This is a genomic window from Mycobacterium sp. NGS50, from assembly GCF_059812545.1.
On sequence record NZ_JCALCW010000008.1, the window covers coordinates 1 to 13658 of the forward strand.

At 69.6% G+C, this 13658-nt stretch carries 11 protein-coding genes; 6 read left to right on the top strand and 5 right to left on the bottom strand.

Features of this window, described 5'->3' with window-relative positions; all coding sequences use genetic code 11:
• Positions 1 to 359 precede the first annotated feature (359 nt).
• Positions 360 to 1640, bottom strand: coding sequence for a tyrosine--tRNA ligase (gene tyrS / locus AC5Y36_RS07490; protein WP_500040238.1), 1281 nt, complete (start codon positions 1638 to 1640; stop codon positions 360 to 362).
• A gap of 20 nt (positions 1641 to 1660) precedes the next feature.
• A complete protein-coding gene (locus AC5Y36_RS07495) occupies positions 1661 to 2272 on the bottom strand; it encodes a DNA-3-methyladenine glycosylase (RefSeq protein WP_500040239.1) in 612 nt (203 codons plus the stop codon).
• A gap of 67 nt (positions 2273 to 2339) precedes the next feature.
• On the opposite strand from AC5Y36_RS07495, the gene AC5Y36_RS07500 reads away from it, so the two are divergent.
• From AC5Y36_RS07500 to AC5Y36_RS07510, 3 genes are read left to right on the top strand one after another with little or no spacing between them, the layout of a single operon-like run.
• Positions 2340 to 3098, top strand: coding sequence for an ABC transporter ATP-binding protein (locus AC5Y36_RS07500; protein WP_500040240.1), 759 nt, complete (start codon positions 2340 to 2342; stop codon positions 3096 to 3098).
• Positions 3032 to 3850, top strand: a complete 819-nt coding sequence (locus tag AC5Y36_RS07505) for an ABC transporter permease (RefSeq protein WP_500040241.1) — start codon at positions 3032 to 3034, stop codon at positions 3848 to 3850. The genes AC5Y36_RS07500 and AC5Y36_RS07505 overlap by 67 nt, the downstream gene beginning before the upstream one ends.
• Positions 3847 to 4467: a TetR/AcrR family transcriptional regulator gene (locus AC5Y36_RS07510; RefSeq protein ID WP_500040242.1), complete on the top strand. Its 621-nt coding sequence runs from the start codon at positions 3847 to 3849 to the stop codon at positions 4465 to 4467. The genes AC5Y36_RS07505 and AC5Y36_RS07510 overlap by 4 nt, the downstream gene beginning before the upstream one ends.
• On the opposite strand, the gene AC5Y36_RS07515 is transcribed toward AC5Y36_RS07510, so the two are convergent.
• Positions 4439 to 4648, bottom strand: a complete 210-nt coding sequence (locus tag AC5Y36_RS07515) for a Trm112 family protein (RefSeq protein ID WP_500040243.1) — start codon at positions 4646 to 4648, stop codon at positions 4439 to 4441. The two genes, AC5Y36_RS07510 and AC5Y36_RS07515, sit on opposite strands and share 29 nt — an antisense overlap.
• Positions 4645 to 7683 (bottom strand): acyl-CoA synthetase, encoded by a 3039-nt coding sequence (locus AC5Y36_RS07520; protein WP_500040244.1) that lies wholly within the window; start codon positions 7681 to 7683, stop codon positions 4645 to 4647. Before AC5Y36_RS07520 ends, AC5Y36_RS07515 begins: the two co-directional genes overlap by 4 nt.
• An 88-nt stretch (positions 7684 to 7771) precedes the next feature.
• Here AC5Y36_RS07520 and AC5Y36_RS07525 point away from each other — a divergent pair, with 88 nt between their 5' ends.
• The 3 genes from AC5Y36_RS07525 (at position 7772) to AC5Y36_RS07535 (ending at position 12222) form a co-directional block, all read left to right on the top strand.
• Positions 7772 to 8599 carry an acyl-CoA thioesterase gene (locus AC5Y36_RS07525; RefSeq protein ID WP_500040245.1) on the top strand — a complete coding sequence of 276 codons (828 nt, stop codon included), beginning with the start codon at positions 7772 to 7774 and terminating at the stop codon, positions 8597 to 8599.
• Between the two features lie 27 nt (positions 8600 to 8626).
• Positions 8627 to 10414, top strand: a complete 1788-nt coding sequence (locus tag AC5Y36_RS07530; protein WP_500040246.1) for an ABC-F family ATP-binding cassette domain-containing protein — start codon at positions 8627 to 8629, stop codon at positions 10412 to 10414.
• A gap of 86 nt (positions 10415 to 10500) precedes the next feature.
• The gene (locus AC5Y36_RS07535) at positions 10501 to 12222 is read left to right on the top strand and encodes a serine/threonine-protein kinase PknH/PknJ (RefSeq protein WP_500040247.1); all 1722 of its coding nucleotides are present in this window, start codon (positions 10501 to 10503) and stop codon (positions 12220 to 12222) included.
• On the opposite strand, the gene argH is transcribed toward AC5Y36_RS07535, so the two are convergent.
• Positions 12219 to 13637 carry an argininosuccinate lyase gene (gene argH, locus AC5Y36_RS07540; RefSeq protein ID WP_500040248.1) on the bottom strand — a complete coding sequence of 473 codons (1419 nt, stop codon included), beginning with the start codon at positions 13635 to 13637 and terminating at the stop codon, positions 12219 to 12221. The genes AC5Y36_RS07535 and argH overlap by 4 nt on opposite strands.
• Between the last annotated feature and the right edge of the window lie 21 nt (positions 13638 to 13658).

Sequence of the window (13658 nt, forward strand, 5' to 3'; positions counted from 1 at the left end):
GGCCAATTCAGAAAAATCCTGAAAACAACAGGTCAAAAAACTGACCAAAAAAACACCACACCCAGAAAGCACGGGGGTACCCCCAGGCACGGCAAAAAAACAACAACAAACAAAAACCACCAAACACACTATTGAGTTCTCAAACAACACACCCGTTCCGGCCGCGCAACCACCCGCGGCTTAAAGCCGCCGGTCGGTAGTGCGGACAGTGAGGAATTCCCGCCGAAGCGGTATCTCCTCTGGGACGCCGTCGCGCTCTGAGGTTTCCCTCGTCGCGACGACTCGACATAAGTTACGCGAGTGGAAACAGCGAGTCAAATCGCCTGCACGCTGCGGCGTTTGGCCTGTTCAAGATCAACTCAGCCGCGCCGGATCCGCTGTACCCCGGCCACGTTCCGCTTGCCGCGACGCAGCACCAGCCAGCGGTCGTGCAGGAAGTCCGACGGGGCCGGCGTCCACTCCTCGGTGTCGATTCTCACGTTGTTGACCGAGACGCCGCCCTCGGCGATGGTGCGCCGCGCCGCCCCCTTGCTGGCCGACAGTCCGGTGGCGACCAACAGGTCGACGATTCCGTCCGGCCCACCGGGCGCCAGTTCGGCCACCGACGCCTCCCGCAACGCCGCCGCCAGCGTCGGTTCGTCGAGCCGGGACAGCTCCCCGCGCCCGAACAATGCCTGGCTGGCATGCTCGACGGCCGCGGTCGCCGCCTCCCCGTGCACCAGGGTGGTGAACTCCCGGGCCAGCCGGCGCTGAGCGGCGCGCTCGTGCGGGCGGCTGACGGTGGCTTCCTCGAGCTCGGCGAGCTCGTCGGCGGACAGGAAGGTGAACCAGCGCAGGTAGCGGATCACGTCGGCGTCCGCGGTGTTCACGAAGTACTGGTACCAGGCATAGGGGCTGGTCATCTGCGGATCCAGCCACAGGCTGCCGCCGCCGGTGGACTTGCCGAACTTCGTCCCGTCGGCCGCCGTCACCAGCGGAACGGTCAGCGCGTGCACCGTCGCCCCGAGTCGCTGGCGCACCAGGCGCACCCCGGCGATGATGTTGCCCCACTGATCGGATCCGCCGATCTGCAGCGAACAGCCGTGCCTGCGGTGCAGCTCGACGTAGTCGTTGGCCTGCAGCAGCATGTAGCTGAATTCGGTGTAGGAGATGCCCTCGCCGTCCAGGCGCCGGCGGATGGTGTCGCGGTCCAGCATCACGTTGACCGAGAAGTGCTTGCCGACGTCGCGCAGGAACTGCACGGCCGACATCTCCTGGGTCCAGGTCAGGTTGTTCTCGATGATCGCGCCGGTGGCCGAGCCGTCGAAGTCGACGAAGCGCTCCAGCTGTCCGCGGATCCGGTCGGCCCACTGTGCGACGGTGTCGCTGGTGTTCAGGGTGCGTTCGCCGGTTTCGCGCGGATCTCCGATCAGGCCGGTCGCCCCGCCGGCCAGCACGATGGGCCGATGCCCGGCGCGCTGGAAACGCTGCAGCGCCAACAGCGGCACCAGGTTGCCGGCGTGCAGGCTGGGGGCGGTGGGGTCGAAGCCGGCGTACACGGTGACCGGCCCGTCGTTCAGCTGGGACGCCAACGCATCGCGGTCGGTGGACTGCGCGATCAGGCCGCGCCAGTCCAGTTCATCGAGGATCTCCCTACTCATGCCCGACGATCTTTCCAGTATCAGTCGCTGGCGCCGGGCGCCGGTGCACGCGGACTGCGCCGATAGGCCGACACCTCCGGCACCCCGGGCAGCCACAGCCGCCACGGCCGGTCGGCGGCATGGGTGACCCCGACCCGCGGGCCGGCCACCGCCGGGGCGGCCGCGTTGAGCGTCAGCGTCACCGGGCTGTCCGGGTCGAACAGCTCGACCCCGTTGTCGGCCATGGTGATGCCCAGCGCTGCGCACAGATTGCCCGGGCCGCGGGCCAAGCCGGCGGGACGCACCGCCTCGCCGCGGCGGGATCGGGCGACCTCGGCGCCGTCGGCGATGACGGCGGCACGCAACAGCACCGCGGCCGCCGTCCCGTCCGGGCCGGATGCGACGTTGGCGCACACGTGAATCCCGTGGCTGCGGTAGGTGTAGAGGCGCCCGGGCGGCCCGAACATCACCGTGTTGCGCCCGGTTGGGCCACGGTAGGAGTGCGCCGCCGCGTCCGGCCAGGGACCGTCGGGCACCCCGCCGTAGGCCTCCACCTCGACGATCACCGCACTGACCCCGCGGCCGGTGAGGGTGGCACCGAGCACCCGATGCGCAGCGGCGAGCGGATCGACTGCCAGCTCGTCGGTGCTCACCGCGGTCATTCTGCCGTCCGCCGGAAAACCCTTGACAACCCGTCGCGCCGAGCCCAGTATTCATCACATGATGAGTTCATCGTGTGATGAATTATCGACCGGCGGCCCGGCCGTCGACATCGAACACCTACGGGTGATCCGCGGTAAGCGTCCGGCGCTGCACGACCTGTCGGTCCGGATCGCCCGCGGCAGCATCACCGGGCTGCTGGGCCCGTCCGGCTGCGGGAAGACCACCCTGATCCGCTGCATCGTCGGGACCCAGGTCGTGACGTCGGGGTCGGTGACCGTGCTCGGTCAGCCGGCGGGCTCGGCGTCGTTGCGCCGCCGGATCGGTTACCTGCCGCAGGACCCCACCATCTACGACGATCTGCGGATCATCGACAACGTCCGCTATTTCGCCTCGCTGTACGGGTTCGACACCGCGGCCGCCGCCGACGCCATCGAGCGGGTGGGCCTGACCGATCACGCCAGCGCGTACTGCGGCAATCTCTCCGGCGGTCAACGCACCCGGGTCTCGCTGGCCTGCGCGCTGGTCAGCGGACCGGAACTGCTGGTGCTCGACGAACCCACGGTGGGCCTGGACCCGGTGTTGCGGGTGGATCTGTGGCACCAGTTCACCGATCTGGCCCGCGACGGCATCACCCTGCTGGTGTCCAGCCACGTGCTGGATGAAGCCGATCACTGCGGGGATCTGCTGCTGATGCGCGACGGTCAGCTGGTCGCCCACACCACGCCGGACCGACTACGAAAGGACACCGGATGTCCGTCACTGGAGGACGCCTTCCTGTCCATGATCACCCGCGGCACCGCACGCCAGGCCGGTTAGCGCTGCGCGGCTACACCGCCACCACCGGGCGGATTCTGCGCCAGCTGGCCGCCGATCACCGCAGCGTGGCGATGATCCTGCTGGTGCCGGTGCTGGTCATCACGCTGATGTACTTCATGTTCGAGAACGCGCCGCACCGTCCGGGGACGCCGTCGCCGTTCAACAACGCCTGCCTGATTCTGCTGGGCCTGTTTCCGCTGTTCCTGATGTTCGTGATCACTTCGATCACCATGCAGCGGGAACGGGCGTCGGGAACCCTGGAGCGGATCCTGACCACGCCGCTGCGCCGTTTCGACCTGCTGATTGCCTACGGGACGGCCTTTTCGATCGCGGCGGCCGCGCAAGCGGTCCTGGCGTGCGGCGTCGCGTTCTGGCTGCTGGGGTTCGACACCGCGGGCAGCCCGATGTGGGTGTTCGTCATCGCGATCACCAACGCGGTGCTCGGTGTCGGACTCGGCCTGCTGTGCAGTGCGTTCGCCCGCACCGAGTTCCAGGCCGTGCAGTTCATCCCGTTGGTGATGGTGCCGCAGCTGCTGCTGGCCGGCATCATCGTGCCGCGGGCGCTGATGGCGACCTGGCTGCAGTGGGTCAGCGACGTGCTGCCGGCCAGCTATGCGCTGGAGGCGTTGCAGCAGGTGGGTGCGCACACCGAGCTGACCGGCATCGCGGTCCGCGACATCATCGTCGTGCTCGGATTCGCGGTCGCGGCCCTGGGTTTGGCGGCGGCAACCCTGCGGCGGCGGACCGCATGACCCCGGCGAGCCCCGCGCAGCGCAAGCGGCCCGGCCGCCCACCGGGCACCTCCGACACCCGGATGAGGATCCTGGCCAGCGCACGGGAGTTGTTCGCCCGCAACGGAATCAATAACACGTCGATCCGGTCGGTGGCGGCGTCCGCCGGGGTGGACTCGGCGCTGGTGCATCACTATTTCGGCACCAAACAGCAGCTGTTCGCCGCGGCGATCGAGTTGCCGGTCGACCCGATGACCCTGATCGGGCCGCTGCGCGAGGCGCCGCTCGACGAACTGGGCCATCTGCTGCCGTCGGTACTGCTGTCGGTGTGGGACTCCGAACAAGGCGCGAGCCTGATCGCGACGCTGCGGTCCATCCTGGCCGGCGCCGACGTCACGCTGGCACGAACCTTCTTCCGCGACGTGGTGGTGACCGAGATCGCGGCACGCACCGACAGCCCGCCGGGCAGCGGTGTCATCCGCGCCGAGTTGGTCGCCACCCAGATGCTCGGCGTGGTGATGGCCCGCTACATCGTGCAGCTCGAGCCGTTCGCGTCGCTGCCGGCAGCGCAGATCGCCGAGATGATCGCGCCGAACCTGCAGCGTTACCTCACTGGGGATCTGCCGCCTGTGCCATGAGCCGCGCGTGTTCGTCGTCGTCTGTGATGTAACGGGCCTCGTTGACCAGCAGCACCGGGATGCCGTCATCGATGCGGTAGGCGCGACGCAGCCGCGGGTTGTAGAGCACGTCGCCGATCAACAGCAGCGCACCGCGGTCCGCCGGGCAGACCAGGATGTCGAGCAGGGCGGCATCGATCATCCGCTGATCCCGAACCGCTCGGTGCGCACCGCCGCGGTCAGCCGCTGGTACTCGTTGGTGACCGGGTCCAGATACCAGCTCTGACGGCCGGCCTTGGGGACGCCGGCGGCGGCCAGACCACCGACCATCGGCCGGTAGACCGCGCTCAACGGCAGCTTGGGCACCACGTGCACGATGTCGGGGCCCAACCCCACCGACATGTTCGCCACCGCCTCGGTGAGGTCCGCCGCGGTGATCGTCGCACCCGCCAGCAGCGTCACCGCCGCCACCGCGATCCGCTGATCCCCCACCGGTAGTTGGTAATTCACCAGCAGGTCGACCCCGAGGATCGAGCCCAGGGCGTCGGTGACCGTGACCGGGTAGACGATGCCGCGGGCGGTGTGGATCAGCGAACCGCGCCCGCCCACCAGCCAGTAGTCGCCGTCGGCGTCGCGGCGGAACAGGAACTCGGTGGAGATCCAGGTGTCGGCGGGCGCGAACACGCCGCGCTTGACCGAGGCGGTCGGGTCGATCGGCCCGCGCGGCTGCGCCAGCAGCACGCCGACCTCGCCGGGCTCGGCGACCTGCACGAAGCCCCGGTCGGTTTCCAGGATCAGGTCGTGCTCGGGGTCGTAGGCGGCCAGTTCGATGTGGCCGGTACCGGGCAGCAGCCGGCCCTTGCTGCCGACCTTGGCGCCGGCGACGTTGGCCAGCACCGCTTGACCGTCGGTGGTGGCGAAGAACTCGACGATGTGGGCCGGGGCGAACGCCTCCTCCACCCGCCGCCACAGACCGGTCGGCATCCCGGAGCCGATGAACAGCCGCACCGGGTGGTTGCCGTGCAGCACGAACCCGGGGTCGTCGATGACCTCGCGCAGCATGGCCCAGGTGTAGGACACCACGGTGACGCCGTACTGGCGCACTTCGGCGACGAACCGGTCCGGGTGCAGACCACGCGACAGCGCGATGCGGGCACCGCCGACCACCGCGCCACCCAGGCTGACCAGCAGCCCGGACTCATGATGTAGCGGGGTGAGGCAGTACACGGTGTCGCTGCGGCCGAGTGCGGCCGCCGACGCGGTGCCGAACGCCGAGAGCGCCCAGCGGTAGTTGGTGATCTGTTTGGCGACCAACTGGCCGCCGGCGGAGCTGAACGCCACGAACGCCAGGTCGCGGGCGAACCCGGGGTTGGGCCGATACCAGCCGGGCAGCTCGACCGCGTCCGGGTCGATCTGTTCCATGTCGATCACTTGAGCCTTTTCCAAGGCATCTTCTGGAAGGTGCAGATCGCGTGACTCACCACCGCCGAGCACCAGCACCTGGCACGGCAGTTGGCGTGCCGCATCGAGGTTGGTGGGGTCGGTCAGGATCTCGGCCACTCCCCCGATACGGGCGGCTTGAGCCAGGTCGCCGTCCGGCGGCATCAACACCGCGACCGCGCCGAGGCGGGACAGAGCGGCGATCGCGACCAGGGCGCTGGGCCGGGTTTCCATCAGCACACCGACGTGGACGCCTTGGCGTACCCCGACCTGGATCAGGCCGCGGACCACGTTGTTGATCCGGCGGTCGACGGCTTCGTAGGTGTGCACCCGGCCGTCGAACAGCAGGAATTCGCCGTCCGGCGCATCGTCGGCCTGTTCGCCGATGATCCGGCCCAGCGAGATGCGGGTGTGGTCGTTGATCTGACCCAGCCGGGCCAGTCGCGGCAGGGTGCGGACGGTCTCCACAGCCAGCGTGCGCATGGACTTGTTCGCCGCGACGACGGCGTCGGCCGCGCCGCGGGCCAGCGCCAGCGCCGCCCCGGACACGTCGCCCAGGCCGTGCGCCACCCGGGAGCTGAACGGGACGCCGCGGTCGGTGGGTTCCTCGGGCTGATCGGCCATCGGCACCACACCGGTGGGCTGCCCGCCGTCACCGGAGATCCACTGCACCCAGCCGGCCACCGTCGGCCAGGTCAGTTCCGCGGCCTTGGACCCGACGACCAGACCGAAGTGCCCGGCGCGCAGCAGGTATTCGTACACCTCGGCGTTGGGTGCGGCACGTCGGATGCCGCGCACCGCGACGGGCTGGCCGATGTCGTCGACCTCGCCGACGAAGGCGAGCACCGGGCAGGTGATGTCGGTCAGGGTGACCAGCTGACCGTGGATCGCGAAACCACCGGTCATCATCCGGTTGTGGGCGATGAACTGTTTGAGCAGTTCGGCGATCGCCGGACCCGACCAGGCGATCCAGCCTTCGGAGTCCAGGAATCGGCGCTGCTGTTCGCGGGGCAGCAGCGCCTCGCGGTCGTGCAGCTGCCGCAGGAAATCCAGCCGCGCTTTGGCGGTCTTGAGCGGGTCCATCATCTGGAAGCCGGTGCGCGCCATCCAGCCGGAGATGTCCACCCGGCTGAACACATGATCGGCCATGAAGTTGGCGGTGCCGGCGGCCAGGTTGGGCGGCAGCCCCATCGGCAGCGCGGCCAGGGTGTCGACCGGCGAACCGAACGCGATGATGCTGGCCAGGTTCTTCGACCGGCGGTAGGCCCCGACCTGATAGCAGAACATGCCGCCCTGGGAATAGCCGGCCAGATGCACGTCGCGGCCGGTGGTGTCGCTGACGGTGTCGATGGCCTGGCTCAGGGCGACGATGTGGTCGGCCATGTCGCGGCTCATGCCGCCCTCGACCTCGTCGGGCGACCCGAAGTCGATCACCCAGGGGTCCAGCCCGGCGGCATGCAGAATGCCGACCGCACCTTCCTCCTTGGTGACGTCCCACATGTTCGCCGACATCATCATCGGATGCACCATCAGCACCGGCGGGCCCGCCGGCGGCTGGCCCGGACGGCTGTCCGGCGGGAAGTAGCGGCGCAGCTTGTACATCGGGACGCTGTCGACGATCTGGAACGGCGAGGGCACCGCACCGGTTTCCAGCCCGCCCAGCCGCATCACCTCCAGGCCGTTCTGCGCCGTCGCCATCAAGCGCTCGATCGGTCCCGTGACCGCTGAAAGATTCAACTCCACCCGACTCTCCCTGGGTTGACGTGCCGCTGCCCAGTGTCCGGACGGCCTGCACATCATAAGGCGTGGGCGGGGTCGGGCACCGGCCGATGACCGGGCCTACCGGCGGATACTCCCGACCAAGCGGTGGATAGGCTGGCAATCGATGACGGCCACCGAGGACGCGACGAGCCGCGATGCGGGCACCGGCTCGCCGAGCTGGATCGCCCGCTTGCTGCGCTACGACCGGCACGGCGACACCTTCGTCGCCTCGGATTCGCTGCGCGGACCGGGCTCGCGGCTGTTCGGCGGCTTGATCGCCGCGCAGGCGCTCGGCGCCGCCGGGGCCACCGTGGACGCCGACAAGCATCCGCAGTCATTGCATCTGTACTTCGTCCGCGGTGGCCGCTACGACGTCGACGTCGAACTGCACGTCGAGCGCACCCGCACCGGCGGCTCGTTCGACACCCGCCGTGTGACCGGCATGCAGGACGGCGAGGTCATCCTGGAGATGATCGCCTCGTTTCACCGGCCCGAGCCGAGCGCCGACTGGCATCCGGCCGCTGAGCCGGTCCTGCCGTTGGAGAAGTCGGTGCCCAAACGGCCGCCGATCGACCTAGCCGACCACTTCGAGATCCGCACCGCACCGGAGGACACCTCCCCGTTCGCGCTGCCGCCGTTTTGGATCAAGGTCCGCGACCCGATCGAGGACGACCCGCTGGTGCGCGCCTGCACGCTGGTGTTCCTGTCCGATATCGGGCCGGTTCCGGCGGCCCGCCCGCCCGGTACGCCGATGCGGCTGGGCCTGGGATTCACCACCAGCCTGGACCATTCGGTGTGGTTCCACCGCCCGTTCGCACCCGAGCAGTGGCACTGCTATGACGTTCGGCCGGTCAATCACGCCGGCGCGCGCGGATTGGTCGCGGGATCGCTGTACGACACGTCGGGATCGTTGGTCGCCACCACCAGCCAAGAGGCGCTGTGGCGGCTGTGACCGGTGGGGCTGGGTAGGGTCCCTCCGGTGGCGCACCTGCTGGGGGCCGAGGCCCTGCACCTGGAGTATCCGACCCAGGTCGTGTTCGAGTCGGTGAGCCTGGGCGTCAACGACGGCGCCCGCATCGGCATCGTCGGCCGCAACGGCGACGGCAAGTCCAGTCTGCTGGGCCTGCTCACCGGGCAGGTGCGGCCGGATTCCGGCCGGGTCACCCGGCGCGGCGGGCTGCGGGTGGGCGCGCTGGACCAGACGGACACGCTGGATCCCGGGCACACCGTCGGGTGGGCGTTGGTCGGTGAAATGGCCGACCATGAATGGGCGGCCGACCCGCGGGCCCGTGACGTGGTCACCGGTCTGGTGTCCGATCTGCCCTGGGATGCGCCGGTGGCCGCCCTGTCCGGCGGCCAGCGCCGCCGGGTGCAGTTGGCGGCCCTGCTGGTCGGCGAATGGGACGTGATCGCGCTCGACGAACCCACCAACCACCTCGACATCGAAGGCATCACCTGGCTGGCCGCTCATCTGCGGACGCGGTGGGCCCGAAACAGCGGCGGTCTGTTGGTGGTCACCCACGACCGCTGGTTCCTCGACGAAGTCGCCACCACCACCTGGGAGGTGCACGACGGGATCGTCGAACCGTTCGACGGCGGCTACGCGGCCTACGTGCTGGCCCGCGTCGAGCGTGACCGGCAGGCCGCGGCGATCGAGGCCAAGCGCCAGAACCTGATGCGCAAGGAGTTGGCCTGGCTGCGCCGCGGCGCCCCGGCGCGCACCTCCAAGCCGAAGTTCCGCATCGACGCCGCCAACGCGCTGATCGCCGACGTGCCGCCGCTGCGCAACACCGTGGAGTTGGCCAAACTGGCCACCGCGCGGCTGGGCAAGAACGTCGTCGACCTGCTCGACGTCACGGTGTCCTTTGCGTCGCACCGCGACGGACCGGTGCTGCGCGATATCGAGTGGCGGATCGGCCCGGGCGACCGCGTCGGGATCGTCGGCGCCAACGGCGCAGGCAAGTCCACCCTGCTGGCCCTGATCGCGGGAACCCTGGCGCCCGACACCGGACGGGTCAAGCGCGGCAAGACCGTTCGGCTGGGGATGCTCGACCAGCAGTCCACCGAACTGACCGCGCTGGCCGCCGATCGGGTGGCCGACGTGCTGGGCCGGCTGCGCGCCGGCTACCAGGTCGACGACCGCGAGATGACCCCGGCCCAGCTGCTGGAGCGACTCGGGTTCGGCCGTACCCACCTGTCGGCGCGGGTCGGTGAGCTGTCCGGCGGGCAACGGCGGCGGCTGCAGCTGATGCTCACCCTGCTGGCCGAGCCCAACGTGCTGGTGCTCGACGAACCGACCAACGACGTCGACACCGACATGCTGACCGCCACCGAGGACCTGCTGGATTCCTGGCCGGGCACCCTGATCGTCGTCTCCCATGACCGCTACCTGTTGGAGCGGGTGACCGACCAGCAGTACGCGATCCTCGACGGCCGGCTGCGGCATCTGCCGGGTGGGGTGGATGAGTATCTGCGCCTGGCGGATTCGGCGCGCCCGGCCGGATCTCGCCCGGTGCCGGCGGCGAGCGCGGTGGCCTCGGGCAGCTCGGGGGCCGAGCTGCGGGCGGTGCAGAAGGAGATCGCCGCCATCGACCGTCGGCTGGCCCGGCTGGCCGAGCAGATCTCCGCCAAGCACGAGGAGCTGGCCGCCTATGACCACTCCGATCATGTGGGGCTGTCCCGGCTGACCGCTCAGTTGCGGGCACTCGAGGACGAGGTCGGCACCCTGGAGGGGCGCTGGCTGGAGCTGTCCGAAGCGATCGAGTGAGGACACGGTCTCCAGCAAACGATCACCGAATCCGGTGACTACCGGCCACCTGTAACATCTGCCACCGAGATTGCAGGGAGGCAAAGGTGGATCAGGGGTTGGCGCGCTACCGGCTGCTCGGCGTGATCGGCGAAGGCGGCATGGGGACGGTCTACCGAGCCCATGACACCGTGATCGACCGCTACGTCGCCGTCAAGGTGCTGCCCGAACAACTGGCCGAGGAGCCGGGATACCGGGAGCGGTTCCGGCGCGAGGCGTACACCGTCGCCCGGCTCACCGAGCCCCACATCGTTCCCATTTTCGACACCGGTGAGGCAGACGGCCGGCTGTATCTGGTGATGCCGATCATCGAGGGCACCGACCTGGGTGCCTTGCTGCGGCACGAGGGGCCGATGAGCCCGCAACGCGCCGTGCACATCATCGAGCAGTTGGCCGCGGCCCTGGACTCCGCACACGCCGTGGGCCTGGTGCACCGGGACATCAAGCCGTCCAACGCTTTGGTGACGGCACGCGACTTCGCATATCTGATCGACTTCGGTGTCGCGCACGACGCGACCGCCACCAAGCTCACCAGCACCGGCATGATCGTGGGCACGCTGGCCTACATGGCACCGGAACGTTTCACGGCCGGCGTCGCCGATGCGCGCGGCGACGTGTACGCCTTGGCGTGCGTGCTGCACGAATGCCTGACCGGTAAACCGCCGTATCAGGGCCAGAGCATGGAACAGCAGATCGCCGGGCATCTGTCGCTGGATCCGCCTCGTCCCAGCGCCGAACGCCCCGACATACCAGCTCATTTCGACCACGTCATCGCCACCGGCATGGCGAAGAATCCCGATCTGCGTTACCAGAGCGCCGAGCAACTGGCGGCCGCTGCCCGACACGCGCTGAACAGCCCGCCGCTGCATGCCGGGTTCATCGGCCGGGCCGCGCCCGCCCCGCACTATCCGGCCGGTGCCGGGCCGGGTGCACCGGGACCCGCCGACCGGACCGTGGCCGCGCCCGTACCCGGTGCCCCGGCACCGATTCCAGCCCGACGGCCGTTCTACTCGCGCCCCGCCGTGCTCGTCGGGTCCGCCGCGCTGGTTGCCTTGATCGTGGTGGTGGTGTTGGTGGTCAACCTCAGCGGCTCGGTGCGCGGGTCCAGCACCCAAACCGCAACCGCGCAGGCTCCGCCGCCGCCGCCGACGCCCACCTCGTTGATCCCGCCGAATCCGGCGCCGCCACCGGTGCAAGAACCCGCCCTGGAGGGGCTGCTGCTCGACGGGGATGCCGTCAACCCGCTGCTGAACACCACCGGGATGCGGGTGACCGAGGTCTATACCGCGCTTTCGGGTTTCGACGTCGAGGTGTCGCCCGCCCCGTGCCTGCAGGTGGTGACGGGCGCGAATGCGAAGACCTACGCCGAAAGCGGATTCACGGTGGTGCACGGCGACAACCTCGGCCACCCGCCACCGACCCCGGGCGTCGACCAGATGTTGGTGTTGTTTCCGACGGCGCAGGACGCCTACCGATTCTTCAATGCGTCCGCCGACGCCTGGGCCGGCTGCGCGGACACGAACGTGAAACTCAGCAATCCCGAACAGCCGGACAGGTTTTGGCCGATCGGTTCGGTCGTCAACAACAACGGCGTCCTGAGCGCCAATGTGCGCCGGCAGTTCAGCGACGGGACGGTGCTGACTCAGCGGGCGCTGACCGTGGCCAACAACGTCATCATCGACATCTGGGTCGGCGGCCTCGAAGACGATACCCACGATGTCGCCGTGCAGGTCGCCACCCAGATCGCCGCGAAGGTTCCCAAGAGCTAGCCGCTGCGATGCAGGCGTTGCCGCAGTTCGCCGGTGCGGGTCGCGATCACCGCGAGTTGGGCGGCGACCTGCGTCGGTGCGGTGCCGCCGCGGGCATCGCGGGAGGCCACCGAGCCTTCCACGGTCAGCACGTCGCGGACCTGCGGGGTCAGCTCGGGGGCGATCGCGGCCAGTTCGGCGTCGGTCAGTTCGTCGAGGCCCACCCCGCGCCGCTCGGCGACCCGCACCGCCGCACCCGCCGCCTCATGCGCGACCCGGAACGGGACACCTTGGCGCACCAGCCATTCGGCGATGTCGGTGGCCAGCGTGTAGCCGGCCGGTGCCAGCGCGGACATCCGGTCGGTGTCGAACCGCAGGGTGCCGACCAGCCCGGCCATCGCCGGCAGCAGCAGCTCCAGCTGCGCCACCGAGTCGAACACCGGTTCCTTGTCTTCCTGCAGGTCCCGGTTGTAGGCCAGCGGCTGCGCCTTCAGCGTCGCCAGCAGCCCGGTCAGGTTGCCGATCAGCCGGCCGGACTTGCCGCGCGCCAGTTCGGCGATGTCCGGGTTCTTCTTCTGCGGCATGATCGAGCTGCCGGTCGACCAGGAGTCGTGCAGGGTGGCGTAGCCGAATTCCGTTGAGCTCCACAGGATGATGTCCTCAGCCAGCCGGGACAGGTCGACGGCGATCATCGCGAACACGAAGGCCGCCTCCGCGGCGAAATCGCGCGCCGCGGTGGCGTCGATCGAGTTGTCGGCGGCGCTGGCGAATCCGAGTTCGGCGGCGATGGCGTCGGGGTCCAGGCCCAGCGACGAGCCGGCCAGTGCACCGGACCCATAGGGCGACACCGCGGCGCGGGCGTCGAAGTCGGCGATGCGGTCCACGTCGCGCAGCAGGGGATGGGCGTGGGCCAGCAGGTGGTGCGCCAGCAGCACCGGCTGGGCGGACTGCAGATGGGTCTTGCCGGGCATGATCGCGTTCGGGTGCGCGGCCGCCTGGGTCGCCAACGCCTCGGCCACCTCGAGCACGCCGGCCGCCACACGGCGGACCGCGTCGCGCAGCCACATCCGAAACAGCGTGGCCACCTGGTCGTTTCGCGACCGCCCGGCGCGCAGCCGACCGCCCAGATCGGCGCCGACCCGGTCGATCAGCCCACGTTCCAGCGCGCCGTGCACGTCCTCGTCGGTGACCAGCGGCCCGAAACTGCCGTCGGCGACGTCGGCGCCCAGGCTGTCCAGGCCGGCCAGCAGCCCGTCGCGCTGCTCATCGGTGAGCAGGCCGGCGTTGTGCAAGACCCGGGCGTGGGCCTTGGACGCGGTGATGTCGTAGGGCGCCAGCACCCAGTCGAAGTGGGTGGATTTGCTCAGCGCGGCCAGCGCGTCGGCGGGTCCGTCGGCGAACCGCCCGCCCCACAGCGACCCCTCGTTGGTGCTCATGCGCTGCCGCCGAGTCGGAAT